The sequence below is a fragment of the Buttiauxella sp. S19-1 genome (assembly GCF_022134725.1).
Taxonomy (GTDB): domain Bacteria; phylum Pseudomonadota; class Gammaproteobacteria; order Enterobacterales; family Enterobacteriaceae; genus Buttiauxella; species Buttiauxella ferragutiae.
Window position 1 is genome coordinate 73,635 of record NZ_JAHWLU010000003.1, and the last position, 25,453, is coordinate 99,087.

A 25,453-nucleotide genomic window follows, 5' to 3' on the forward strand; every position below is an offset into this window, starting at 1 on the left:
CAGGGAATTCTGATGGCTGAAATTCAGTTCAATAACAACATCAGTTCCGAACTGACTAAGATTCTCGACCATGAAGGGATTCAACCGGGAACCGACGTCGGCTATGAACTGTGCAAACTGCTTTGGCAGTTTCACCCGCTTGGCGGGAAGCTGGTCGAGAAGCCAATCGAAATGGCGATGTGCAAGCCCCGGCAGTACAACGTCGCTACCGACCCGGACGAAAGGGTGGTCGTTCAGTTCCGCGACACCTGGGAGCGCATGGGCATCAACGAGAAAATCAAGAATTTCTTCTTTGTCTCCCGCTGTTACGGCGCCGCTGCCATTGGAGTTGGAACGATGGGTGCCGGGTGCAGCACTCCACTGCCGAAATTTGGGCTTCAGGAAGATGATGTCTACATCAACGTCTGGGATCCGCTTAACGCCGCTGGTTCGATGGTGACGGACCAGAACCCAAACAGCCCGTTTTTCCAGGAGCCAAAGAATACGCTGAAAATTAACGGAAAGAGCTGGCACACGTCCAGAACACTGAAAGTTTTCAACGGGACGCCAATTTATCTGGAGTATCAAAACTCAGCATTCGGATTCACTGGCCGCAGCGTATTCCAGCGAGTCTTGTTCCCGATGAAGTCGTTCGTCGGAACGATGCAGGCAGACGATCTCGTTAGCCAAAAAGCAGGCGTGCTGGTGGCAAAAATTAAACAAAATGGTTCGATTGCCAACGGCATCATGGCCGCCGCATCAAAATTCAAACGTGATGTTGTCAAGATGGCGCGGAACAGCGGCGTCATCAACATAGGCAGCGAAGATGACGTCGAGTCTCTCAACCTCCAGAACATCGATAAAGCGCTTACCACGTCGCGTGACGACATCATCTCCAACATTGCCACTGGCAGCGACGTTCCGGCAATTCTTCTCAAAGAAGAAGCGTTCTCCAAGGGGTTTAGTGAGGGCAGTGAGGATTCAAAAGCAGTCAGCCAGTACATCGATGGCGTGCGGCAGAAGATTGAACCTGTCATGGATTTCTTCGAAAAAATGGTGCGTTACATCGCGTGGAACGAGGATTTCTTTAATTCCCTGAAAAACGACTTCCCCGACATCATCACCGAGGACTATCAGACCACATTCTACATGTGGGAGCGGGAATTCACCGCCGAATGGCAGGAGTTGATCGAAGAGTCCCCTGACAAACGCCGGGAAGCGGATAGCAAGGTGGTTCAGCAGGCAACTGCGCTCTACACAGCGTTATCCCCGACTCTGGATCCAGAGAACAGAGCGGCGGTTGCCGATTGGGTGGCTGGTATCGTCAATGGCACACAGACCTATGGCGATTTCCCTCTCATCATCGATATAGAAGCTCTTTCGAAGTACCAGCCACCACCACCGCAGGATCTTAATAATGGCGGACAAACGAACAAGCCAGGCGAGGAAGAAGAGGAAACCTAAAAGCCTCTACGAGGTACTCACCGACGCGGTGAACTACTACGTCAACAACGGGTGGGATAGCGAAAAATCGCTGCTCTCCTGGACCCAGAAACTCCGGGTGGCAGCCAGCCGGGAATCACCCAGCAGCGATGTAACCCGTAAGCACCTCACCTCAATCTACAGTCGCCTCGTCATCGATGGCGGCGCGCTGCGGGACCAGCCAGCAGACGGCCCAACCAAAGTCACCCTCGACAAAATTAAGCCATCTCTTCGCAAGGAGCTGGATAAGCGCATCTTTGCCAGCGCCAATCTGATTCAGCTTAATCGTGACCAGGCCATCGACCGCACCGTTCAGCGCTTTCAGGGGTGGGTGACATCCATCCCTCCGGAAGGCGTGAGCGAGGTCGACAAGAACGAGCAAAAGGCTGCGTTCCGCAAATCGGTCAGTGACCTGGACTACATCAGTCGTCGGGTGGCGATTGACCAGGGCCATAAGCTGGCGAGCAATGTGAAATATCTTCTCGCGATTCAGGGTGGTGCTATCGCTTTCCGTTGGCACTCGAACTATCGGCGACCGGGCTACAACTTCCGTATTGACCACAAAGAGCGCGACACACTCATCTACCTGGTGCGTGATTCGTGGGCAGTGGCGCAGGGATTGATAAAGCCGGTGCACGGCTACTACGACGAAATCACTGCGGCTGGTGAAGAGGTGTTTTGTAGCTGCGGTGCGTTCCCAATCTACGCACCTCAAAAGCTACCGGACGAATTTTTAACGGAGAAAGGAAAACGTGAATTTAACCGAGTTTGAGGCTGCTCAATACATACGCGATGGCACGCTAGCATCCCCCGTTCAGTTTTCGAATATGTGGCTGGTCAATCTCCGCATTACGGGAACGGGGGCCGCCTACCGCTACGGCTTAAAGGAGTTCGTGTGGCGTGACCCGACCCTATACCTGAACGAAGAGTTTCTTCTCCGGTGCAACGGCCTGCCTGTTCTTTATGACCATGCAGAAAAAGCCCCAATGAGTGAAGAGGAGTTCAAAAAGCGGAGCGTCGGCAGCGTGATGCTCCCTTACATCAAAGGGGATGAGGTGTGGGCAATCGTGCGCATCTACGTTAAGGAAATCGTTCAAAAAATTGTCAACGAAGAAACGTCCACTAGTCCTTCGGTGATATTTGGCGGCGAATCCGGGTGTACGGAGCGCGCAGAAGGCGATTCGAATTTCCTGATCGAAGGGGTGCCGTTCCTTCTCGATCACATTGCAATTGTAACAAAGGACCAAGGCTCACTTGGGGTCTGGGATAAAGATGGGGTCCCTGAGGGGATCGAAGTAACTAACAAAGGTGACTTAGAGATGGACAAAGAAGAACTCCAGATCCTGCTAAAGGCAGCCGTCAGCGATGCTCTTGGTGGGGTCAATACCAAGCTTGAGACGATGTCTGCGCGGATGGACTCGCAGGACAAACTGATTAAAGCCCGTCAGGACGCAGACGAGAAAGCGAAGCAGGATGCCGAGGAAAAGGAAAAATCTGACGCTGAAGAAAAAGCTAAACAGGACGCTGCTGATAAAGAACGCCAGGACGCGGAAGATGCCGAAGCTCAAAAAAAGGCTGACGAAGAAAAGGCCAAACAAGATGCCGCTGATGCCGAGGAAAAGGAACGGCAAGATGCGGAAGAGAAGGCTCGCGATGACTCATCCATGACCGCGGCAAGAACCCGCTGTGATAGCGCCTATACAGCATGCGGCAAGCGTTCACCTGAGCCGTTTTCCGGTGAGCGCTCGCTTGATTATCGTAAGCGTGCACTGATTGCCCTTCAAAAATATTCACCAGAAAACAAGGATGTGAATATTCGTGCTGTTTCTGATGCTGCAGTGCTCACCGTTCTGGAGAACGCTATCTATGCCGATGCTCGCAAGGCTATCGACGAAGAGATGAACAATACGCAGGGCCAGTTGCATAAACGTGTTCGTAACGATGAAGCCGGGCGTCGTATCACGGAGTACCAGGGCGACATGAACGTCTGGCTGGAACCATTCAAAACTCCAGGTCGCGTACTTTCCAAAATTAACACTCAGGGGAGCCAGAACAATGGCCGCAATTAATCTTGATCCATTCAAAACGCAGGGTGCGTTTTCCGGTCTTTTTAACGTCGAATCACGCGGGCTAACCCAAGGTGATGCACAGGACGATCCAGCGATTCGTATGCAGCTCTGTTCCGGTACGCTGACCGATGACCTTGATGCGCCTGTCTGGGGGGGGCTTGGTGTCGTTGAGTGTATTTCTACTGTCGAGACAAACGTCAGTGGCTCGACAATTAAGAAAGCAACAGCGTCAGTGTGTAACGCTTTCTCGGTGTTTAACCAGGCATACCACGGCATTACAACAGCGAGTAACCCGGTACCTCTGTATCTGGCCGGCAGCTCTATCCATTACTACCGAGTAGGCTCAGGAGCGCGCATTCCGCTGCCTATCAGCGCGAATGTCGCGGCACTTGCCACTGGCAACGATCCTGTAGGCGCTGACGGCTTCGTGTGGGATCTGGTGAACAACTGCGTGGATGTTTACTCCAGCAGTTCGTCTGCAAACCCGAAAGTGAACATCAGCCTGTTGATGGTATCCCAGCAGGGGAACCTGACAGTAAAAAAAGACACCGACGGCAACGTGGTCTGGGAAAACGACAAGCCGTGTGGCCTGTTCCTAATTTAAGGAGTTAGCAATGAGCGCATTCGCACCTGCGATTACTACAATTTCGCCATCTATGATGCTGCCGGAAATTATCATGCAGTACAGCATGGCTTCCGGCGCTTTCGATATTCTTCCTGGCTCCGCGCCGACCGTGAAAATCGGCTCAAGCGATCTTGTTGTTTATCAAAAATACCTTCGTGCGACGACTCAAGCGCATGTCGGGCAGTCTCTTCCAGGCCAGCTGCCTTCTGCCAGTATTACCGGCGGATACGACCAGATGATGACCTACCGTATTTCTACCCGTTCTCAGTACAGCTATCTGGATACGGACGCAGCGAGCCGCTGGGGGTACTCGCTGGTGGATGGCCTGCGCCTTGCCAACCGTCAGGGTCACGCTCAGCAACTGCGTAACATGCTGCTCTATGGTGTGAAGGCGTCGAACAACGAAGGGATCGTCAACTCTCCAAGCGCAGCGACCCTAAACCTCGGGAGCGACAGCCAGGGTAATGATACCTACACGACCTGGGATTCTGGCGAGATGTCTAAATTCTTGCTCAGTCTCATCGCGGGTCAGAAAACCAAAATGATGCTGCTCGGCCAGCCGCTGACAACGGTGGTTCTTTGTCCTCAGCGCTTCATGGAAGCGATGGAATGGACAGGCGTTGTTGAGCTGACAAGCTATCAGCGTCCTGGCGGTGGTACCCAGACGGTCGGTTCAATGGTGAAAACTCTGGCTAAAGATGCCAGTGGAGATGATGTCATCTTCTGCCAGGACGACACGTTGATTGGTAAAGGAGCGGGCGGTACCGACTTGATCATCGTGACCAACCCGGAACTGGTCGTCCCAGAGGCTCGCCAGGACATTAACACCAACGTCTTCGCCACCCTGACACCCAATCAGCAGGCGGTTAACGTCATGTTCTGCGATGTCGCGGCACCAACGGAGATCCCGTCACCTATGCCTGATGGCGGTCTCACCACGTTGTATACCCTTCGTTCAACCCCTGGCTGGAACTTCCGTCCTGAAGGCGTGACGCTTCTGTCTGCGAAATACCAGTAATACCCGCGCTGTTTCTTTTCGTACCAATTTGGGAAGAACTTTCTTCCCATTTTTTTGAGGTAAATCCATGAAACTCTTCATCATCAACAGCTCTCGCCAGTCTCATACTTTTAACTATAAATTGCCGGAAAAAACACAGTCATTCGGCATCACGATCCCGTCGGGCAGGCAGCACATGCTTGAACAACCACCGGAGGTGATCGACTGCATTATCCGGCAGCATGAGCCGTACGGTTTCCAGCACAAAAACAAAGTGGGTAAAAATTTCTCGGGAATTTGCTATTCCACCGAGGAAGCTGCGACCACCTCTGAAATTATTCAAAACTCAGAGCAAAATCTGGAAAACCTCGATGACCGCTCACAGCAGATCATTGAGGCCAGCGCCCTTACGCTGAACAACGCTGTCGAAAGTGCGGTATTGCAGGGTGGTGAAGCACCGAAAGAAGACGGGATCTTGATGGAAATTAAGGGCGAGGCTATCAACCAGGATCAGCCGAACCCTGAAAAGGTCGATAAAAAAGTTCAGGTGAGAAAGTAATGACTCTGCACCCGACGTTCGAGGGTTACCTCGCATTCGTTCGTGGCGTGATGGGCGTGCCTGACACTGCCATTTCCGACGATTCACCGACATTGAAATGCTGCTATAACGCCGCGTTGGAAATCGTGAATGTCGGAATGGGTTTGTGCCAGTTACCGACCATTTATACCGCCACAGTTTACAACGCTGGTGCCTCACTGTTACTGAACCACGCCATCGATATACCGCCCAGCACCTATTTTGCTGATATTCGCAAACAGTTGGGGCTGGGTAAGCCTGTAAACGGGTTGGTTAATGCTGCGTCAGACCAGGGGACAGCAGGCTCGATCACAATCGGTGAAGCCATGAGTAACCTGACGCTGGCCGATTTGATGATGATGCAAGACCCATATGGTCGGCAGGTCGTTGCTGTGCTGATGGAAATGGGTCCGATCTGGGGGTACACACCGTGAAAGTTTGCCTGGGTGTCATCGATATTCCCTACGACTACGGCGATACATCCGCCACTACCTACGAAGTAGCCGAAGACCTCCAGGACAGATATCAAATTTTCACCCACTTCTGGGAAGAGCATCAGGACACAATTATCCCGGAAGTGGGGGAGGCGCTGGCGTACTCCATCATCAACCACATTCAGTTTGGCGCGCCGCTAACCAGCGGTGAGTTGCTGGGTGACACTATGCAGTCCTTCAACATCTTCCTCGAGCGCGAGGAGATGGCCGGGCTGTCAGTTGACGGCGTGCCGACGCATGCCGCGCTTGAGGGTAAAAACTCCCGCCTGAAACAAGACCGCGGCGAACGGCGCCCGTCGTTTATCGACGGCGGGCTTTTCAAATCATCTTTTGTTGCATGGATAGATAACGATGCCGAGTCTTGAAGAAATTGCCGAAAATACCGGCTCGCAACTCGCAAGCGTTCTCCAGTCAGCTGTCGAAACAATCTCATCCGGGCAGGAAATTACCTTTCGCTTGTACGTGAAGCAGGTGCTCCCGCTCGATGGCTTCGTGTACTGGATTAACGCAGCGATTCTCGAACCTGATGAACTGGCGCGGCTGGGGGTCGAAAGCCCACACGTGGTCACTATTAAGGGCAGCCTGCATAGACAGGTGGCGAACGAGCAGACCGAAACTATCTCCCGGTCTGTAAACAGCATCATCTTCACGCCCATTGAGAAAATGGACGATTTCAACGCCGAGAACCCAGACACCATTTACCTTGGTGAGTACGAGGGAACGCAGTTTGCGTTTTCTCGCATGGAAAGCCGGTACACACAAACCGGGATTTTCCATTACCGCGGTAGAGCTGTTCTGCCGACGATGCGGTCGCAGATTATCGACGATCCGGATGACATTTCAGAAGAACTAATTCTGTCCGACAGTACCCCGATTTGGCTATCCCTTAATAATTTCGCCACCGTTTACCCGTCGTTCCTGGCTCCTTCAAACCTCACGACCAGCTATGTCATTGCTGACGTGCGTGAAACCAGTCCGTTGCAGTCAGCCCCGATCATTATTAATGGTCGCCGCTGGCAGCACGTTCAGGACAGGGTTCGCATCACCCTTTACGGCATGAGCAACGAGCAGGCGATCGGCTATCTGGATTATGTGGTCAACAAGGCGCTGGACGATGAGCAATTCGGTATCACCAATCTCCCGGTGATCCGTGACGGCAAATCAAATCAGGTCGAAATCAGCGCGCTGGCAAAACTCAAATACATCGATTTCGACGTCAATTATTACCAGGCCACGACGCGTGAAATCTCCCGGCAACTCATCAAAGAAGTGATATTCAACTACGAGGTCAAAGATGGCTTATAACATCGTCACGGTTAACGTCTCGCAGACAATCGGCGCTACGCCGTCCAATCTGCAACAGATGAGCGCCATTATCTCTACGGGAGCCACGCTGCTGGACACCGGCACCCCGGTGCTCATTACCCAAGACTCTGAAATTAACGATCTGGTCCAGAATGCCATCAGTTCCCTCAGTGCTGAGTCGTCATCGTATGGCGCTGATTTCACCATGACGCTGGTCAATGGTGATGCCATCGACAGGCAGCCGGGGAGCGAAATTGACGTAACAATCAGCGACTGTTCGCCAGCCTCCTGGAATGGTTCGTTCACAGCCACGGTTTCGTTGAACGGAGAATTAACCTGGACGGTAAGCGGTTCTGATCTTGACGGGACACCAACTACTCTCGGCACATGCACTCTGGAGGGTAGCGACGATCTCGTTACGGCAGTTAATACCTTCTTCGCTCAGGGAAACTCTGTTGGGGTGTATGTGCTCGAGCTGGGCTATAACGGCGATGTTGTCGAAAATGAAGTAGCCGCGCTCAAAACGTATATCGAGGAGCCGGTTAAGCAGTTCTATGCCTATTATGTCCCGTTTACCTGGGATAACGACCCCAGCTTCATCACTCTTGCGAAGCTTTACACCAGCAATGAGTCCAAGCAGTATTTCTTCGTACTTACCGGCGCGCCACCAGACACCAATTATGTCTCGCCATATGCCGGGATAAAGTCGGTTGTTGCCTTTAACGACGACACTTATCCGACGACGAACGCGGCGGTGGCCGCAATGTGGAACCTCGTTTCTGCGTCGCCTAGCGAGATTAACAAGGTACCGCCGATGGCGTTCCGTTATCTGCTGGCCGTAAATGCCAATGCCGCAAAATCTTCCATTCTCGCCACAATGAAAGACCAGAACATTAACTACGTCGGTACCGGCGCAGAAGGTGGCATTTCCAACACCATTCTGGTGCTCGGTGTTACCTGTGATGGCAATGACATGTCTTACTGGTACAGCGTTGACTGGGTGCAAATCAACGTCGATATGCGGCTGGCTAACCTGGTGATCAACGGCAGCAATAATCCAATCAATCCGTTGTATTACAACCAGGACGGTATCGACCGCCTGCAAATTGCCGCGCAAGGTGTCTTCAATACCGGGGTGTCGTATGGCCTGGTGAACGGCGCTACGCCTGTAAACGCGATACCGTTTAAAAAGTACGACAAAGACAACCCAGGCGACTACGGTGAAGGCCGATATGCAGGACTTTCTGCTACCTACACGCCGATGCGTGGCTTCGTCGCAATCACCTTCAACATTAACGTGACAATGCAGCTGTCCTAAGGAGCTGAACAGTGCCAAATCCAATGATTTCGCCCGGCGTACTTAACCGCGTACGGGCCAGTACCAAATATGACGATTTCCCTGAGCTGAACGTGTCGGCCTCCTATCTGGCAAAACAAGGTATAGAAATTTCGTTTCAGGGGAATATCACTGACTTTCTTCCGGCAATGACCGGGGCCGTACAGTCTCCCCAGCCATATTTACTCTCGCAGGTAAAACTTCACATCCTGCGCAGCCAGTCCCTGGCGTCTCAGTACAAAGCGCGCTGGGAGTTAGATTCGAAGGTTGGCAATGTGCGGCTCTACACAGACAGTAGCGTTTTTGGGGAGTTTGATTTATCGGATGCTGCTATCACAAGCGTTGCGGACATGACCTTTGCTGGAGGCGATCCGGGAGTGGCCATTACCCTTACCGGCACTTATTACGTTAACTCGTCTATGTGGGACTTCTGATGAAAATTAATCGCGCCATGAACCTTATCGTGCCTGTGGAAACCGAGCGCGGTACGGCGTACATCCACTCGACGCCAATTTCCAAAGAAGTATATCGGGAGCATTTCTTTATTCTGAGCAAAACGTTCTCGGTGATTTTTTCCGAGGGGCTGGGGATTGTCGCTGGTCCGCGTGTTGGATACCTGATGCTCGAAAAGCTCTCTATGGATAAAGGGATCTGGGACACGACAGATGGCGTAAAAAACACGTTGGTTAACGAGATTATTCGCTTATCAAATCTTGTTTACCCCGTTGAAGGGAAAGGCTGGGACACGAAGCCGCTGGATGTTGCGTTAGATGGTGGAATTGTTGATCTCGATGAAGTGATCGGAGAGCTTGTTTTTTTTACATGCGTCTCTGCGATAAACAAACCGGACCAGGCGAAAGGGCTGATGTCACAAGTTTCTGGACTGTGGAACAGTGCCACCACGTCCTTGAGCCTTACGGAATGGATCGCTTCATTAGCGACATTGAAGCCACCCGTCAGTTCTGGCGAGACGGAGAGCACGTCGTCAGCGACATCCTCGACCACTGCTCCGGAATCGGCTTCTCTGAACTCTTCATCAATACCGGGATAAACCTTAAAACGGCGGCGCAACTGCGTGACTTGCTCAGATGTAAGCCGCCAGGAGCATTTTGATGTCCGGCAACCAACTCCCTGTTCTTACTCTCGATATCGACGAAGAGAAAATTCGTCAACTCAACGAAATCTCAGAAAAGTTTAAGGCTGCGTTTGGGGTTGGTCCGGGCGGTTTTCCTGCGCAAGTTCCACCGCCTCCGATCCCCGGCACCGACAAACCAGCCAAAAAGCCTGGCGGCAAACAGGATTCTGGATTCGACAAATTTTTAAAAAATCTGAACAAAGAGGCCCAGGGTACTCTCAAGACGTTTGGACTGATCAACAAAACACTGAGCCTCACTACAAGCACGTTGAAGGGATTGTTTACGACAACCCTGTCATGGGGAGCGAAAGTTGCAGCGCTTAGCGTGGCCGGGCCGTTCGGCTACAGCATGATGGCGCGCTCGGTTTCCGACACGTATCGCACCAGCCAGGGCATGAACATATCTACCGGCCAGATGCAGGCCGCCAATAATGTTTATGGTACCCGGCTATCCGGTACCAGCAACATTATGCAGACACTGGCAGCGGCACAGAACGACCCACAGAATCCTGCATACGCCGGGTTGCTTAGCCTTGGCATCAATCCGCAGGAGGGCGCGGCGGCGAATATGCCAAAGCTGCTTGAGCGTGTTTCCGGCTTGCTCAAGCAGTACAAAAAGACTGGTGTATCGCAAACAGTGCTCAACGGCATGGGGTTGGGCAGCCTAATCGACAGCACGACCGCCAACCAGGTGATCGCCAATAGCGACCGTCTGCCGATGTTGAACCAGCAGTACCGTGAACAGTCTGCCCGGCTGGATAAGGATATGGGCAGCGGCACTCAGGAAAGTTATCAGGGCGTTTATGCCAACTTTTCCAACAACGCTGATCAGATTAGCAACACGTTCCTGAAAGCGCTCAGCCGCCTTAACGGTCCGATCACGCAACTGTCGGACAGCCTCACGGCCAGCATTCAAAAGTTCCTCAACGGCAAGAACGGCAAGGCGCTCTTTGATTCTATGGCAAGCGGGCTTGAGAAGGTGGCGAATTGGCTCGGAGGTGATGATTTCCAGAACGACCTGAAGACGTTTGCCGACTGCGTGAAGGCCATCGTGCAGGCGCTGGGTCAGGCAATTAAGTGGATTGCCGGCAATGTCCCCGGCGTTGACTTGGGTGGTACCGGGACGGGAAAAGAAGGTGCAGATCCGGCGCTGGTCAAGTTCGGGGATAAATATCTGGGAGGAAATCTCCCAGGTGCTAATCCCATGACCAACAAGTACACCGGGATTTTTACCGAAGAAGCCGCCCGGGAAAAATACCAAATGCCAGATGCGCTTAAGGGTAATATCCAAAACTTTGTTCAGCAGGCAAATGATGCAGCTGGTCTACCATCAGGGTTAATGTCTGCAATTGCTGAGAAGGAGTCGTCATGGAACCCCTTAGCGATAAATAAAGGCTCCGGAGCTGCTGGTCTTTTCCAGTTTATGCCAGGCACAGCTAAAGGTTACGGGCTTGAAGGTGAAGATGTTTTCGACCCAAATAAGGCCACCATCGCAGCTGCAAAATATCTCAGCGACAACATGAAGCATTATGACGGTGACATCGCCAAATCACTGACGCAGTACAACGGTGGCCGCATCGATAAAAAGGGCAATCTCAGCCTTAAAAAAGAGACGGTCGATTATCTGATAAAAATCCTTCCAAAAGTTCAGGGTGGTCTTGAGCAGCACCCCGGCATTATGGCGCAACTCTCAGAAGCTCGAGGTAACCTGGCGAATGCCGACAAAGACACCCGTGCCACGATCAAGCTCGATATCAACCAGATGCCAGGCTCCGACATCAGCGCGCAGGTGAAGGGGATCTACGTTAACGTGAGGTAACAATGGCGCTCAACTATTTCGGACAGGCTTTCAAGCTGGCCTTTCAAATATCTCCAATCCTGCTGGTCGATGGCATTGCTGCAAATATTCCCGGAGGTATTCTGCCAATCGCAGCTTTCACCGAGGGGTTAAGTGTAGCTAACGGCTTACTCCATGGTGAAATTGGTTTCAATCCTACATCTGCATGGATGCCAATGGCCGGTACAACGCTTGTGCAGCAGGAAATCGGCACACTGAACTTCTACAACCAGGCGACAGCCGCTAACTCTGTGGTCAACAAGCCTAACCGTGTCATCATGCAGTTGACTCGTCCAGCTTCAACGCAGGACGGCGGCTATGCTACAAAATCACTTACGTTCACCGCCTTAAAATTGGCGTTAGACCAGCACAATCAAAGTGGTGGTAGCTACATAGTCATGACCCCATCGTTCATCTATACCAACTGTCTGATGCGCTCAGTGCTCGATACATCGGGGTTTTCGGAGCAGAACAAACAAGTTCAGCATACCTGGACGTTCGAGTTTGAACAGCCATTGCTCCAGATATCACAGGTCGACGCGGTGCTGGGCAATCTGATGAGCAAATTCGACTCTGGCATGCCGAAATCAGTCCCTGCTGATACCGCCTCATGGTGGAGTAATGGCGACTCAATTCCAGCGGTACCAAAGCTATGACCCAGATCATCCCCTTCAAACCAAATGGCAAAGTTCCATTTTCGTTCCAGGTAACGGTGAGCGGCGTGCAGCTTTTCGGTACGGTACCCTGGAACATGTACGCCAACCGCTATTATCTCAAACTTACCGATAGCACTGGGGCAACTGTGGTGTATGTGCCGATGATTGCGTCGGCAGAGTTTTACGATATTAATCTCGCATTGCCATACGCTCCTGGTGCACTCATTTATCGTGAGAGTAGCCGTCAGTTCGAGGCCACTTAATGAAATACTATCGACTCGAAATAACTGATAAAAATGGCAACCCACCTTTAGATAGCAGCGGAAATGCCATTGGGCCTTTTAACACTAAAGATACGCCGGGGCGCGGCCTGCACATTGAATTTGATGCGCTAATTACCGGCTATGATGTGATAAATAGCGGGACAATGATTGCTATTTATGGGCTACCTATTTCTATGCTCAGGCAGAGTGTCCAGCTCGCCGGATATCAGCTAAATCTTGAGGCAGGATTTTCCGAAGGGTTGCCATTGGCTAATCCCCTTCAGCAAGGGAATATAATTAGCGGTCAGATTTATAACCCTTACGCTAACTGGATTGGCACGAATCAGTCGCTCAATTTGATCGTGAATCCCAGCCCTTTATTGAATGACAAGGGACAGGCACTAAGTATCACTCTCGACGGAAAAAAAGGGGAAAAGCTCAGCGACGTACTGCGCCGCGCACTACAAGTTTCGTTCCCTGACTTCACTCTTGATATTTCCATTAGCGATAAGCTAATTCTGGCGGAAGCAGGCGTGGGTGTTTACAACCGGATTGGGCAGTTGGCGGCAACTATGCGCAGTCAGTCCTTCGCGATGATCAATTCTGAAAGCTACACCGGCGTACAGATGGTCATGCAGAACAAATTTATCCGCGTTTTCGATAACACATCTGCCGATTCGGATGGTGCGATCCAGATACTTCCGTACGAACTCGCCGGACAGCCGACGTGGATAGGTCCAGTGAGTGTCTCTTTCAAATGCCCGATGCGTGGTGACCTGCGTTGCGGGGATTCAATAGAATTACCAACCAATATAATCTCTGGGCCGTCATCGCTGTTATCTGTGAACAATGAACGTTCGTACGCCATGCTGCGTAATACAGTGAATTTTTCTGGGAAATTCCTCATCACATCTGTGCGCCACGTCGGGCAGTACCTTAACCCGGATAACAGTAATTCATGGGTAACCATTTTCGAGGCAGTTGCGCTGGCAAAATAATATGAGTGATTCGCAAAAATTCCCCTTCGGCAAAGCCCTGTCTAATACGATCCAGACGCAAGCAGACGACAGGGCTGCAATATCAGGTCGCTCGCTTCCGTGCCATGTTGTTGCCGTTAGCGGGCAGATAGTCACCGTTCAATTCGATATGTTGCCCGACGGCAAACAATATCCGCAAATTACGATACCTGTAGCAACTTTTGAGTATCTACGTTACCCAATTCAAAAGGGGGACAAAGGCGTGACCGTAGCAGCTGATGTCTCATTACGTGGCATTTCAGGACTCGGTACTGGCATTGCGAGCGCGTCGTTTGTTGCATCCCTGACCCCGTTGTTCTTTATTCCACTATCTAATGCAGGCTGGACAGCAGAGGACCCGAATAAAATTGTCCTATATGGTCCTGATGGCGCCATTATTAAGACCGCTGACGGCGCGAGCACGATTACAGTCGAACCAGGGAAAATAACTGAAAAGGCTGATGCTATCCATATGGAGGCCAAAGACATTTATCTCAAAGGCATCATCCACATGAATGGCCCAATCGTTCAGGATCCGGGTGAAATGACGAGCACAACAGCGACGTTTATTGGACCGATGAACGTGACGGATGATGTTGTGGCGGGTGGCGTTAGTCTAATTGGACATCCTCATGACGTCGAAGGTGTTGAGCCGGGAGGTGCAACCATTCCGTCTAAACCACCAACTCCGGGAGTGAGTGAGCCATGAGAACTTGGGGCCGCGTCACAGACGCGAACGGCAGCAAAAGATGGGTTGTGGTGGAACAGGATGATGACGGTGATTTTTCGTATGGCTGGCTAACCACGCTGATTCAAACGCTTAAACTTGGCCTGGGAGAATCACCTTTCTATGCTCAGTACGGCATACCGGCACAACAGTCTATCGTTACGCAGGTATATCCTGACTATTACGTCAACATGACGCAGCAGCAGTTCGCTGGCTACTTCGCTTCTCTATCGATATCTAAGGTTGATGGGGCGGTTAACCCCACCTATGAGATACAAGCCATACTTTTAAATGGTGTTACATATAGGGGGCAGATTGCAGTTTAATTTTTAGCCATCTTTGATTACATATTGTCTTTACAAAGTTGAACCGCTTTATTATAAGCTTCTGAAAAACCATTTAGAGGGAAAAACATTTTATTTATTGGCTCCTTACTTTCGGCGGGAGGCTGAATCCAAAAAGAAAAATTACCTTTATCTTTGGCTTTTAAAAGTTCAGATACTTGAATGGATTCAATTGAAGTAAAGAGAAAGCCTTCACTAACCTCTGGTTTGGCTACAGAATCTTTAACCTCTTGACCGCTAATTTTGTATTTAATCGGGATGAATGGAACGCTACTGAAATCCATCTGTTTATAACCAATGAACTGATTGACTGTAATTTTATCAGCCTGACAGTGGCTTAATGGAGACATATCTATAAAAAATGTTTGCTGTTCTGAAGGAAGATTAGATTCTGTTCCTACCTTATAGGCAATCGTAGTTGGCATAGTGAACTCAACCACAAACCATTTCTTATATTTTAAAACATCACTTGCTCTGTTTTCGAGATTTGCTGCATTTGCTGTACTTGCTAAAAATAACGAGATAGCAAAGAAAAACGATTTTTTCATTTCCAAATTTCCATATTTAAGAGGTAAGCATGTCTGACCTACCCGTTACTGTCACTCAGGCTGGAGCACAACCCACGCCACCCAAAACGCTTTTATCAAATCTTATTACCAACGTATCGGCAATAGTTCCCGGCTACACCGCCAATCTACCAGCCGCATTAATTACAGACTTAGCAAGCACTGCTACCGGGGCGTTGGCGCTCATTGATAGTGCAATGGTGGACACAATCAACTCCGTGACGCCTTATGGCGCGAACGAGCCAATGCTCATGCAGCTCGGGAATATCTACGGTGTGACTCAGGGTGTCGGCTACAACACCTCAGTGAATGTCATATTCATCGGGGATCCGGGATTCGTTATTCCCAGGGGGTTTACCGTCGGCGATGGCAACTATCAGTACACCGTGCAGAACAACGCTGTGGTTCCGGCTGGCGGGCAAACGGAACCTGTATACTGCCTGGCGGCAACCAGCGGTACATGGGCCGTACCAGAAGGTAGTGTCACCCAGATTATCACATCGGTTCCTGACGACATTACGTTGACATGTACGAACATCACTGCAGGTGTCCCAGGGCAGGATGCACAGCCTCCGTCCTCATACCGCGCTCAAGTTATGCAGTCGGGCATGTCAACGGCGCAGGGAGTGCCGAGCTTCTTACGCTCGTTACTGCTAAAGGTGCCGGGGGTGAAGAGTAACCTTATTTCCTACCGTAACGTGAGCGCCGGAACCTGGGCGCTGGTGGTTGGAGGTGGGGATCCGAATGAGGTTGGCCTGGCTGTTTATAACGCTATTCCGGATATCTCCGTTCTGACAGGGGACGTCACTGAAAGCGGCGGGTATAAACCTGAAAGCATCACAGTGACCATCACCGACTATCCGGACCATTACGATATCCCGATTATTCTCCCGACCTCGCAAATGGTCACAGTCATCCTCACCTGGAACACTCGCATCTCAGACATATTGGATCCGGATAGTGTTTCGGCTGCCACTTCGTCAACGCTGGTGGATTACGTAAACGCAGTGCCTATCGGTGAACCCATCAACACCTATCAAATCGAGTCACTTTTTCTTGAGGCTCTTTCTCCAATGATCAGCCCGACGCAGGTATCGCTAATCGAAATACAGATTGGCATAAATGGAACTATCGTTCCGCCAACGGATGAAACGGGTCTGGTGTTCGGTGGAGAGTACAGCTATTTCACAACAGACCAATCTCATGTGACGGTACAGCAATATGGCAGCTCCAGTCAGTAAGGTAATTCCGGCATATCCTTTCGTGCAGTACAGCGATGATCCAAACGTAGTGGCTTTTTTCACGGCCTATAACCAGTTAGCTCAAACCTATTTATCCGGTTTTAATAATTTATCCTTGCCGTATTGGCCCAATGCAAACATTAACGGATATATTTTTGACTGGATTGCAGCGGGTATTTATGGGGTTAAGAGGCCGTACGTTAAAATAACTGATGCCAGTGTCGCCAAGGGTGCATATAACACGGTCGAATACAATACTATTCCATACGCAAGGTTAAAGGTCTATCAGCCAGGTAGTACCCAATATCTTCCGGATGAATATTTCAAACGGATAATGACATGGAATTTTTATAAAGGAGATGGCTTCCAGTTTTCGACCCCATGGTTGAAGAGGCGACTTGCCAGATTTATTCATGGTCCAGCTGGTATCGACCCTGTTCTGCAAAATACCTTCGATATTAGCGTCACCAGCTCCGGTGGTGTATTTGATATTAAAGTCCCCGACTACGGAGATGGGATTGGTAGATTTCTGATTACGGCAATAAAACAGGGATTGGTAAACCTACCGTTTATTTACACATTCAACGTTACGGTAAATGAATAATGATTATAGGATTCGGTAACAATACAGCGTCGGCGCTGGCATCGGATATCACTGCAGCTCAAACATATTTTTCTGTAGTGCCAGGGGCAGGAGAAAGCTTCGCGAAATTACTTACGGCAGAGATATCTAACCCTTCCAGCCCGCATGGGATTTACGCAAAGCTCACGCTCACCGACAGCCAGCAGACGGTATTTGAGATCTGTCATCTTACGGCAGTTTCAAACGATACGTTGACAGTAATTCGTGGGCAGGAAGGCACCACTGCAAAAGGTTGGTCGCTGAATGACGTAGTCGCGAATTTTGCAACTCGAGGTTCAGAACAGTCATTCGTTCAGGTTGAGCAACTGCAAGGAGGGGATTATTCAAGTGCTACTGCAGGCGGTGCACCGAATGCATTGAGCATTTCTCTACCATCGACATTCTCTAACAACAACACAGCTGACTGGCTTATCAAAATCCCGTTGCTGGTCACGCCGATTGCCACAAATACGGCTGGTGTAACATTACAGATTACTCTGGGTGGGAAGGTTATCGGGACTTTCCCACTTTATAAAGGAAATAAGGCGCAGTTAGATTCAGGGGATATTATTGCTGGTGTTCCTATATGCTGCATATTGGATCAATCGAAAGCATTTTTTAATGTAATTAACCCAGTGGCAGCCTATATAGGATATACGCCATCCAACCCTCCACCGTATCCAGTCACCAGCGTTAACGGTATGACCGGGGTGGTAAATATCGATGTAGGTTATACGCCATCCAACCCTCCACCATATCCGGTCACCAGCGTTAACGGTATGATCGGGGTGGTAAATATAGATGTAGGATATACGCCATCTAACCCACCACCATATCCAGTTACCAGTGTAAATGGTATGAATGGCGCTGTTAACATAGATGTCGGTTATACGCCATCCAACCCACCGCCATCAGGGCAAACAACCACAGGTAATACATCAGCTTATTACACTCATTCAAATGGTCAGATTTTCCTTCAGTGTATTGGTGGCGTAGCGAGTAACTCCTCCTCTAATCCTGACGTGACAGTTTACCTGCCAGCCGCCTTCCCAAATGGAATATTAGGGATTGGCGGGTCGTTTTCTGGAAGTGGTGGCGACGACTCAGATTCATGGTGGACGGCAACAGTAGCATCTTCCAGTTCCTTTAATCTCCATACGCGAAACTGTAGCGGCGCATGGTGTTTTGTCGTGGCGGGGTACTAATCATGCACAGTCAATTATTCAGCAACGAAACTCGCGGATTCTATCCAGTTAAATGCTTGCGTTATTATAAATCAGTTGGAGTACTGCCCGATGACTTGGTGCGCATCAGTGACGATGTGTACGAGAATTTTATTGGGGCCGCTCCGAAAAATTGCGTTCCGAATTACAATGCACAAGGCCAAATGGAATGGCTTGAAGTCGAGCCCCCATTAAAAACAAACGAGGAGATAATAGACGCTAATAAGTTGGAACAAAAAAACAAGCTGCGCGAGGCCGTATTGTATGCGTTCCCACTACAGGCTGCGGTTGATGTTGGTGAGGCTACAACGGAGCAAACTGAAATACTGGCGCAGATTAAACGCTATACAGTAGATGTACTCAACCTCTCCTTAGAGACCGAGTCTCCAGCGTGGCCCGAAAAACCATTCACTACTAATTGATCGTTTTCACCGATCGATGATTGGATATTGATCTGCAATAACTATTTGAAAGATGTGGTTATATAGCCGCAGACTTACTGCGTGTATATAACGGACCTTGTCGAATGGAATTTACAGAGCAAGAGAAAGAAATGATTGCCTTCTTCTTAGGTAAACACTGGCAGGAGTTCGCGGCAAGCGCAGAAGAAGTGATGAGCCAATGCGCGCTGCATAGGTTAGCTGAAAAACTTGGGCTGGAATGCCAATAACACCTCTCAAGCCCGGTGATTACCGGGCTTCTTTTACTTATTAATCATTGAGCCTTTTGCGCCTCCGTAGTCTTTAGCTCTTCTACGGCAGCCTCTAACACCCAAAGACAATCCGCACCCTGAGGTCCCACATTAAGTAAAGCAATTCTGGTCTTTTGATACAGTGCTTCGTCATATTTCCCGCTTTCGGACATTGGAGGAACACAGCTGGTTCCCGTACCCTGTTGGTACTGGTAAATTTTTTGTTTATCCAGGATGTTTAAAACTTCTAAGGTGTCTTTGGCGTTGGGTTCAATGGAGTAATAAAGTGCATTGCTAAGCTGAATACCTTGCTCAAAACTAATTACCGGTGTCAGTTTCGGAACAAGGACAAGCCATTCACTTTTACCAAATGAGATGTTTTTTATAGTCTCATTCCACTGAGCTGGAGGCGTATTTTTAGCGAAATTTTTAACGCCGTATTCGGTTATCGCATGCTCTATGTTGCCTGGTGTGGTGGCCGCGCTAACCATTAAAGGGATCACTAAAAGCAGCAGCCAGCGCTTCATCTGACTACCTCTAAAACGTGATCGTTTGAATTGAGTACCAGCATACGTACTGGGAGAGGCATAATAATGCAGCCTTCAGAGGCAAAGCCGGGTATTGCGGGTGCTCTTTTTTCCCCGTGGATGCGGAAAGCTGAGCGTCCATAAGACTCACCTGATCTTTGTATCAGAGTAATAGTGAATGGCCCCTTTGATCGCGTATAGCCACCTATGTGGTAGGTGCCGCGAGGTAACGGACCCATTCCTCTTACGTGCTCTCTGTCTGGGTTATTTTTGTTGGTTAAACTTCCAGAATATCCAGATCCTTTCAATTCCCCGTTATGGGAAAGTCTGCCGGTACTTTGTTCATACGTCCAAGTCATAATGCCCCCTACGCTGTTTTACGTTCATTCCAGCTATCTGAATGAATTATGTTCCCGTCCTTGTATGTCCAGGTGATTTTTTCGTACATCAACTCCAACGCTTCTATGTGTCCATTTTTTTCATACGCTGGGTCTTTTATGTCATACATAAAGGGTGCCACGGTGCAAATCCTTACGTTTTCAAGAAGGGTATTGGCATATTCCTCCTCCTGACCAGCGTCATTAATTTGATAGAATTTAAACTCGGCACTTTTTAGTACCTTGCCTGTTGTAACGGCCTGATAGAGATAGACTGAGGATGAATCAATTTCTTTCAAAAATGCGTATGGGTGGAGTTGTCGTGTGCCGGTAATCTTTCCGGTGTTGTTATCGGTGGGAATTTCTACTGAATTAAACAAGGATGTTATTTCTATGCTTCCCTCCCGATCCTTAACGTCAACAGACCCTTTGATATCTGCACCACCATCATCTTTCAGCCACAGATAGACTGGAATTGCCATTTCGAACCCTCATTTTTAGTTGAACTCGTTAAATGTTCTACTAATAACCATGATTATTAAAGGGTTTGCACGGGCGATTCGTGCCATAGATTTCCTGAATAAGTTATGTATACTGTATATAAACACAGTATACATTGGAGGGGTTATGCCACGTCAAAGTGACATTCCAATCGCATTCATCAATTCCATCAAGCGTGACCCGAAACGAGGTCAAATTGTCGCAACGCGAGACTTTGTGTCCGAGCTGGCAAAGCTCAATCACTTCTGGTCTTTGCGTCAGGCCAATGAGTGGATTAGTTATTATCAACATTCATTCCGCGACTTCACCGATCACGAAGGAGACGACAGGGTCTACTTCATGATGAACATGGGGAGAATCATGTAATGGGATTTCCGTCGCCAGCAGCTAACTTCGCTCTTGGTATGCTAAACCTCAACGATATACATGGTGTTACATCAGGTGATTCAGTATTGGTTGATACGAGTGAAGGTTACGCTTTACTGAGTAAAACAAGAAAGCCAGTAAATGGTGACACAGTGATGCTCCAGTTCTGCGGGAGTACGCAATTCGCAAAGTTGCAGGGAGCTTCGCTCATTACATCTGATGGTGAAGCAATAGAGGGGGATGCCCTGGCTGATGTGGTGGTAATCGGTAAAGTGGTTGTGTCGATCATATCTACGAGGAAGGATGATAGACCGATCATTTAATCAGTTTGAAAGCATAGAAAACATTAATATCAGTTGGAAAAGACTTCCCCAAAACTATTTCTATCTATCTGAGTTTTATAGAAAAAAACCATTCTATAACGAGGGGTTATTTTATAGCTTTTGGATGCCTAATATATTGAAAAATATTACTTAACTTGCTTTGCGTTACTTCTGAATCCTCGCCAGATGAAAAGCGTCTAAACCGAACATGCGCAACCTCATAGCACAGTAACTTCGACGCTATGTTAGAGGGTTACCCTGGTGGGAATAAGAAACAGAACAACGTTTTTTGCCTATAACAGTTGTGATATTTAGCGTATTTTTAGCTATCTGATATAGGCAGCAAGCACAGGTTAATCATGAAAAAATACCAGCAACTTGCGCAGCAAATCATTGACCAGATTGCACTCGGGGCGTGGTTGCCAGGGGACAAGCTTCCTTCGCTACGTGAGCAGGTGACGATGAGTGGTATGAGCTTCATGACCGTCAGCCATGCTTATCAAACCCTGGAAAGCCAGGGTTTGATTGTTGCCAGGCCGCAGTCGGGTTATTACGTCGCTTCTCGCCCTGCAGCGCGGAGCACGCTTGCACCCGTGAAAGTCATGCGTGATGAAGCGGTGGATATCAATACCTACATTTTTGATGTGTTGCAGGCCAGTTGCGACGCATCGGTAGTGCCATTCGGTTCGGCATTCCCAGATCCGCGTCTGTTTCCGCTACAACAACTTAACCGCTCACTGGCCACTGTCAGCAAAACCGCCACTGCCATGAGCGTGATTGAAAACTTGCCACCGGGTAACGAAGCCTTGCGGCACGCCATTGCCAGGCGTTATGCGCAGCAGGGAATGCAGGTATCGCCAGAGGAGATTGTGATAACCGCTGGTGCGCTTGAAGCGCTCAATCTCAGCCTGCAAGCAGTCACTGAGCCGGGGGATTGGGTGATTGTTGAAAACCCGTGTTTTTATGGCGCGTTACAGGCGCTGGAACGCTTGCGCTTAAAGGCTCTGTCGGTGGCAACTGACCCGCAAAACGGCATTGATCTCATTGCACTGAAACAGGCGCTTAACGACTATCCGGTGAAAGCATGTTGGTTAATGACCAATAGTCAGAATCCGCTAGGCGTGACGTTGTCACCTGATAAGAAGCTGCAACTGGTGGAATTGTTACAACAGCATAATGTCACGCTCATCGAAGATGATGTTTACAGCGAGCTGTATTCTGGACGCGATCGTCCGTTACCGGCCAGGGCGTATGACGAGCAAGGCATCACGCTGCACTGTTCATCATTTTCGAAATGCCTGGTCGCGGGGTTTCGCATCGGTTGGGTGGCGGCAGGCAAACATGCGCGGCGTATTCAGCAACTGCAATTAATGAGCACACTTTCCACCAGTTCGCCGATGCAACTGGCGCTGGTTGATTATCTGGCGACCAAACGTTACGACACCCATTTACGCAAACTGCGGCGCATTTTGGCTGAGCGTAAACAGCAAACCTTGCAGGCGCTGCATCAGTATTTCCCAGTTGAGGTGAAAATTCACCATAGCGAAAGCGGCTATTTCCTGTGGGTAGAATTACCCGATTATATGGATGCCAGCGTGTTGAGTGAGCAAGCTATTACCCACAAAATCAGCATTGCACCGGGCAAAATGTTTACCACTGGCGGCGCATGGCATAATTATTTTCGTCTTAATGCTTCGTGGGTGTTAGGTGAGCGTGAACAACACGCGGTGATCACCCTGGCTGATTTAATTCGCCAACAAATTAAGGAGTGAACAATGGAATACCAGACCGAGCGCCTGATTTTAAGGCTATGGAAGCAAAGCGACCGCGAGCCGTTTGCCGCGATGAATGCCAGTCCTGAAGTAATGCGTTACTTCCCCAATACGCGCACCCGTGAAGAAAGCGACAATATGGTGAATGCTGTCGAACAGATCCTCGCCGATAAAGGTTGGGGATTATGGGCGGTGGAAGAGAAAAGCAGCGGGGCGTTTATCGGGTTTGTGGGCCTGAATATTCCTGGATACGAACTGCCGTTTTCCCCGGTGATTGAAATAGGCTGGCGGCTGGATAAACCGTTCTGGGGTAAAGGTTACGCACCGGAAGCGGCACGTAAAGCGCTGGAAATTGGTTTCAACCAATACGCAATGGACGAAATCGTCGCTTTTACCGCGCTGGAAAATCAGCCATCACAACGCGTGATGGAAAAAATCGGCATGCATCGTTGCGAAGAGTTTGACCACCCAGCCCTCAAGCAAGGCCAGCCGTTGTGCCGCCACGTACTGTACCGCATCACCAAAAACCAGATGCTTTAAAGTGACATTGATAAATCTGCCGCCGCGCGTCGTAGCGGTGGCAGAATGTTGGCGCGCAGTTCTGTGACGCTAACTTCGGTGGCGGGTACGCCGACATTCATTGCGGCAACTACTTTGCCACCACGTGCCAGCATCGGTACGGCAACTGAACGTAAACCAATCTCCAGTTGTTGATCGTTAATCGCATAACCCTGGCGTCGCGCCAGCGCAATCTCTTCACGTAACTGCGCCACGCTGGAAACCGTATGTTGGGTGTAACGCAGCAACTTTGCCCGCCCCAAATAAACTTCCAGTTCTTCTTCCGGTAACGCGCTCAATAATACTCGCCCCATCGATGTTGCCCACGCGGGCAGGCGGCTGCCACGGCCAATATCAATACTCATTAAATTATCTACAGCGGTACGGGCGATGTAGAGCACATTGTCACCATCCAGCGTGGCGACGGAACACGAGTGGTTAAGCGATTTGCTGAGATTATCGAGCGCGGTCTGCGCCACTTTCGCCAGCGGCGTACCGGCAAGATAAGCATGGCCGACCGTCAATACGCGCGGCAGTAATTCGTAACTGCGACCATCCGGGCTGTGAACCATCCCTAAGGTGGCGAGGGTATAAAGACAGCGGCGCACAGCTGCACGGGAGATATGCGTTTTCTGGCTCAGTTGCGAGATAGTCAGTCGCTGGCGCTGGGGGGTAAAGGCGTTAAGCACCTCCAGCCCACGAGCCAGTGACAGCATAAAGTTGGGATCTCTTTTAGCAACGCTTTGAATTTTTTGATTATCATCATGAATAACATTCTGAATATCATGGTTTTTTTCGTTCACAAGTTGCCGCTCCAGCCGCTCTTCATGGTCATCAGGATGCGCTAAGCCCGTTTGCCCGGCAACTTTGCCCCGGACAATGTATGGAATATTCCACCACGATCACAAATATCCGCCGTATAAATGAAACGCGTCGATAATCGCACAACAATTCGATTACCGCCGTTGACGCTTTGGTGGGGTTGCTCCTATTGTCAGGAAACACCGTTTTGTTTGCAGGGGATTTGACCGGCAAACATCTTAAAAAATAAAGGCGTAACTACCACGCCGACGGGAAGGATATGAGCGCCACAATCGAACATCTTGAAAGCCTGATTGTTGATCTGCCAACGATTCGGCCACACAAACTCTCGATGACCACTATGGGCTGCCAGACGCTGGTTATTCTGCGCCTGACGCGCTCCGACGGCATCACCGGCCTGGGCGAAGCGACCACCATTGGCGGGCTGAGTTATGGCGTTGAAAGCCCGGAAGGGATCAAATCCGCGATCGATACCTATCTTGCCCCGTTACTGGAAGGCCAGCCTGCGGATAACGTCAACCGTCTGGTCGCGCTGATGAATAAATGCGTGCGCGGCAATACTTTCGCCAAATCTGCCATCGAAACGGCGTTATTGGATGCGCAGGGCAAAGCGCTGGGTTTACCGGTCAGCGCCTTGTTGGGCGGGGCGTTAACCAGCGAACTTCCGGTGTTATGGACGCTGGCAAGCGGTGATACTGCCAAAGATATTGCTGAAGGTCAGAAGGTGCTGGCCCAGGGGCGACACAACGCCTTTAAGCTGAAAATCGGTGCTCGGGATTTACGCACCGATCTGCAACATACGCGCGCCATCATCGAAGCTCTTGGTTCGCAAGCCAGTATCCGTGTCGATGTCAACCAGGCGTGGGATGCAAGCCAGGCAGTACGCGGCTGTGCGGAACTCGACGCGATGGGAATCGACTTAATCGAACAGCCTGTTGCCGCTCATGACATAGAAAGCCTGGTGCGTTTGAGTCAGCGTGGCAATGCAGCGATTCTTGCGGATGAAGCCGTAGCCAGTAGCG

33 protein-coding genes are annotated in these 25,453 nt (G+C 50.0%); 28 read left to right on the forward strand and 5 right to left on the reverse strand.

Annotation, left to right across the window (positions count from 1 at the left end; all coding sequences use genetic code 11):
* The first annotated feature begins 12 nt into the window (after positions 1–12).
* The 18 genes from MES37_RS01580 (at position 13) to MES37_RS01665 (ending at position 14,824) form a co-directional block, all read left to right on the forward strand.
* On the forward strand, positions 13–1,443 hold the full coding sequence (locus MES37_RS01580) for an anti-CBASS protein Acb1 family protein (protein WP_237929966.1): 1,431 nt from the start codon (positions 13–15) through the stop codon (positions 1,441–1,443).
* Positions 1,397–2,233 (forward strand): hypothetical protein, encoded by an 837-nt coding sequence (locus tag MES37_RS01585; protein WP_237929967.1) that lies wholly within the window; start codon positions 1,397–1,399, stop codon positions 2,231–2,233. The genes MES37_RS01580 and MES37_RS01585 overlap by 47 nt, the downstream gene beginning before the upstream one ends.
* Positions 2,214–3,530 (forward strand): cell envelope integrity protein TolA, encoded by a 1,317-nt coding sequence (locus MES37_RS01590; protein ID WP_237929968.1) that lies wholly within the window; start codon positions 2,214–2,216, stop codon positions 3,528–3,530. The genes MES37_RS01585 and MES37_RS01590 overlap by 20 nt, the downstream gene beginning before the upstream one ends.
* Entirely contained in the window at positions 3,517–4,134 is a 618-nt protein-coding gene (locus MES37_RS01595; protein ID WP_237929969.1) for a hypothetical protein, read from the forward strand. Before MES37_RS01590 ends, MES37_RS01595 begins: the two co-directional genes overlap by 14 nt.
* A gap of 10 nt (positions 4,135–4,144) precedes the next feature.
* Positions 4,145–5,173, forward strand: a complete 1,029-nt coding sequence (locus MES37_RS01600) for a hypothetical protein (protein WP_237929970.1) — start codon at positions 4,145–4,147, stop codon at positions 5,171–5,173.
* Positions 5,174–5,240: 67 nt separating this feature from the next.
* On the forward strand, positions 5,241–5,711 hold the full coding sequence (locus MES37_RS01605; RefSeq protein WP_237929971.1) for a hypothetical protein: 471 nt from the start codon (positions 5,241–5,243) through the stop codon (positions 5,709–5,711).
* Complete coding sequence (locus MES37_RS01610; protein ID WP_237929972.1) at positions 5,711–6,163, forward strand: hypothetical protein; 453 nt, start codon at positions 5,711–5,713, stop codon at positions 6,161–6,163. Before MES37_RS01605 ends, MES37_RS01610 begins: the two co-directional genes overlap by 1 nt.
* Positions 6,160–6,588 (forward strand): hypothetical protein, encoded by a 429-nt coding sequence (locus tag MES37_RS01615; protein ID WP_237929973.1) that lies wholly within the window; start codon positions 6,160–6,162, stop codon positions 6,586–6,588. Before MES37_RS01610 ends, MES37_RS01615 begins: the two co-directional genes overlap by 4 nt.
* Complete coding sequence (locus MES37_RS01620) at positions 6,575–7,528, forward strand: hypothetical protein (protein ID WP_237929974.1); 954 nt, start codon at positions 6,575–6,577, stop codon at positions 7,526–7,528. The genes MES37_RS01615 and MES37_RS01620 overlap by 14 nt, the downstream gene beginning before the upstream one ends.
* Positions 7,518–8,846: a DUF3383 domain-containing protein gene (locus MES37_RS01625; protein WP_237929975.1), complete on the forward strand. Its 1,329-nt coding sequence runs from the start codon at positions 7,518–7,520 to the stop codon at positions 8,844–8,846. The genes MES37_RS01620 and MES37_RS01625 overlap by 11 nt, the downstream gene beginning before the upstream one ends.
* A 23-nt stretch (positions 8,847–8,869) precedes the next feature.
* Positions 8,870–9,298 carry a hypothetical protein gene (locus MES37_RS01630; RefSeq protein ID WP_237929998.1) on the forward strand — a complete coding sequence of 143 codons (429 nt, stop codon included), beginning with the start codon at positions 8,870–8,872 and terminating at the stop codon, positions 9,296–9,298.
* Positions 9,298–9,915: a hypothetical protein gene (locus tag MES37_RS01635; protein WP_237929976.1), complete on the forward strand. Its 618-nt coding sequence runs from the start codon at positions 9,298–9,300 to the stop codon at positions 9,913–9,915. Before MES37_RS01630 ends, MES37_RS01635 begins: the two co-directional genes overlap by 1 nt.
* Before the next feature lie 61 nt (positions 9,916–9,976).
* Positions 9,977–11,818 (forward strand): transglycosylase SLT domain-containing protein, encoded by a 1,842-nt coding sequence (locus tag MES37_RS01640; protein ID WP_237929977.1) that lies wholly within the window; start codon positions 9,977–9,979, stop codon positions 11,816–11,818.
* 2 nt (positions 11,819–11,820) lie between these two features.
* A complete protein-coding gene (locus tag MES37_RS01645) occupies positions 11,821–12,492 on the forward strand; it encodes a hypothetical protein (protein WP_237929979.1) in 672 nt (223 codons plus the stop codon).
* Entirely contained in the window at positions 12,489–12,755 is a 267-nt protein-coding gene (locus MES37_RS01650; protein ID WP_237929981.1) for a hypothetical protein, read from the forward strand. The genes MES37_RS01645 and MES37_RS01650 overlap by 4 nt, the downstream gene beginning before the upstream one ends.
* A complete protein-coding gene (locus MES37_RS01655) occupies positions 12,755–13,753 on the forward strand; it encodes a hypothetical protein (protein WP_237929982.1) in 999 nt (332 codons plus the stop codon). The genes MES37_RS01650 and MES37_RS01655 overlap by 1 nt, the downstream gene beginning before the upstream one ends.
* A gap of 1 nt (position 13,754) precedes the next feature.
* Positions 13,755–14,480 carry a phage baseplate protein gene (locus MES37_RS01660; protein ID WP_237929983.1) on the forward strand — a complete coding sequence of 242 codons (726 nt, stop codon included), beginning with the start codon at positions 13,755–13,757 and terminating at the stop codon, positions 14,478–14,480.
* Positions 14,477–14,824: a hypothetical protein gene (locus MES37_RS01665; protein ID WP_237929984.1), complete on the forward strand. Its 348-nt coding sequence runs from the start codon at positions 14,477–14,479 to the stop codon at positions 14,822–14,824. The genes MES37_RS01660 and MES37_RS01665 overlap by 4 nt, the downstream gene beginning before the upstream one ends.
* Before the next feature lie 17 nt (positions 14,825–14,841).
* On the opposite strand, the gene MES37_RS01670 is transcribed toward MES37_RS01665, so the two are convergent.
* Entirely contained in the window at positions 14,842–15,390 is a 549-nt protein-coding gene (locus MES37_RS01670) for a hypothetical protein (protein ID WP_237929985.1), read from the reverse strand.
* A 29-nt stretch (positions 15,391–15,419) separates the two neighbouring features.
* Here MES37_RS01670 and MES37_RS01675 point away from each other — a divergent pair, with 29 nt between their 5' ends.
* The 5 genes from MES37_RS01675 to MES37_RS01695 all read left to right on the forward strand — a co-directional run bounded on the left by MES37_RS01675 (position 15,420) and on the right by MES37_RS01695 (position 19,164).
* Positions 15,420–16,649 carry a baseplate J/gp47 family protein gene (locus MES37_RS01675; protein WP_237929986.1) on the forward strand — a complete coding sequence of 410 codons (1,230 nt, stop codon included), beginning with the start codon at positions 15,420–15,422 and terminating at the stop codon, positions 16,647–16,649.
* Entirely contained in the window at positions 16,630–17,253 is a 624-nt protein-coding gene (locus tag MES37_RS01680; protein ID WP_237929987.1) for a hypothetical protein, read from the forward strand. The genes MES37_RS01675 and MES37_RS01680 overlap by 20 nt, the downstream gene beginning before the upstream one ends.
* Entirely contained in the window at positions 17,253–18,476 is a 1,224-nt protein-coding gene (locus MES37_RS01685) for a hypothetical protein (RefSeq protein ID WP_237929988.1), read from the forward strand. The genes MES37_RS01680 and MES37_RS01685 overlap by 1 nt, the downstream gene beginning before the upstream one ends.
* A gap of 2 nt (positions 18,477–18,478) precedes the next feature.
* On the forward strand, positions 18,479–18,916 hold the full coding sequence (locus MES37_RS01690) for a tail fiber assembly protein (RefSeq protein ID WP_237929989.1): 438 nt from the start codon (positions 18,479–18,481) through the stop codon (positions 18,914–18,916).
* Between the two features lie 104 nt (positions 18,917–19,020).
* The gene (locus MES37_RS01695; protein ID WP_237929990.1) at positions 19,021–19,164 is read left to right on the forward strand and encodes a hypothetical protein; all 144 of its coding nucleotides are present in this window, start codon (positions 19,021–19,023) and stop codon (positions 19,162–19,164) included.
* Positions 19,165–19,208: 44 nt separating this feature from the next.
* On the opposite strand, the gene MES37_RS01700 is transcribed toward MES37_RS01695, so the two are convergent.
* From MES37_RS01700 to tssD, 3 genes are read right to left on the reverse strand one after another with little or no spacing between them, the layout of a single operon-like run.
* Complete coding sequence (locus MES37_RS01700; RefSeq protein ID WP_237929991.1) at positions 19,209–19,712, reverse strand: hypothetical protein; 504 nt, start codon at positions 19,710–19,712, stop codon at positions 19,209–19,211.
* Entirely contained in the window at positions 19,709–20,071 is a 363-nt protein-coding gene (locus MES37_RS01705; RefSeq protein ID WP_237929992.1) for a tlde1 domain-containing protein, read from the reverse strand. The genes MES37_RS01700 and MES37_RS01705 overlap by 4 nt, the downstream gene beginning before the upstream one ends.
* Positions 20,072–20,079: 8 nt before the next feature.
* Positions 20,080–20,571: a type VI secretion system tube protein TssD gene (gene tssD / locus MES37_RS01710; RefSeq protein ID WP_237929993.1), complete on the reverse strand. Its 492-nt coding sequence runs from the start codon at positions 20,569–20,571 to the stop codon at positions 20,080–20,082.
* A 145-nt stretch (positions 20,572–20,716) separates the two neighbouring features.
* On the opposite strand from tssD, the gene MES37_RS01715 reads away from it, so the two are divergent.
* From MES37_RS01715 to MES37_RS01730, 4 genes are all read left to right on the forward strand, one after another.
* Complete coding sequence (locus MES37_RS01715; protein ID WP_237929994.1) at positions 20,717–20,956, forward strand: DNA polymerase V; 240 nt, start codon at positions 20,717–20,719, stop codon at positions 20,954–20,956.
* Positions 20,956–21,279 carry a hypothetical protein gene (locus MES37_RS01720; RefSeq protein ID WP_237929995.1) on the forward strand — a complete coding sequence of 108 codons (324 nt, stop codon included), beginning with the start codon at positions 20,956–20,958 and terminating at the stop codon, positions 21,277–21,279. Before MES37_RS01715 ends, MES37_RS01720 begins: the two co-directional genes overlap by 1 nt.
* A 359-nt stretch (positions 21,280–21,638) precedes the next feature.
* Positions 21,639–23,051: an aminotransferase-like domain-containing protein gene (locus MES37_RS01725; RefSeq protein WP_237929996.1), complete on the forward strand. Its 1,413-nt coding sequence runs from the start codon at positions 21,639–21,641 to the stop codon at positions 23,049–23,051.
* A 3-nt stretch (positions 23,052–23,054) separates the two neighbouring features.
* Entirely contained in the window at positions 23,055–23,591 is a 537-nt protein-coding gene (locus MES37_RS01730) for a GNAT family N-acetyltransferase (RefSeq protein ID WP_121813530.1), read from the forward strand.
* Here MES37_RS01730 and MES37_RS01735 read toward each other — a convergent pair.
* The gene (locus MES37_RS01735) at positions 23,588–24,325 is read right to left on the reverse strand and encodes an IclR family transcriptional regulator domain-containing protein (RefSeq protein WP_064546584.1); all 738 of its coding nucleotides are present in this window, start codon (positions 24,323–24,325) and stop codon (positions 23,588–23,590) included. The genes MES37_RS01730 and MES37_RS01735 overlap by 4 nt on opposite strands.
* A gap of 365 nt (positions 24,326–24,690) precedes the next feature.
* On the opposite strand from MES37_RS01735, the gene MES37_RS01740 reads away from it, so the two are divergent.
* A partial coding sequence (locus MES37_RS01740; protein WP_237929997.1) for an enolase C-terminal domain-like protein occupies positions 24,691–25,453 on the forward strand: 763 nt, incomplete at its 3' end.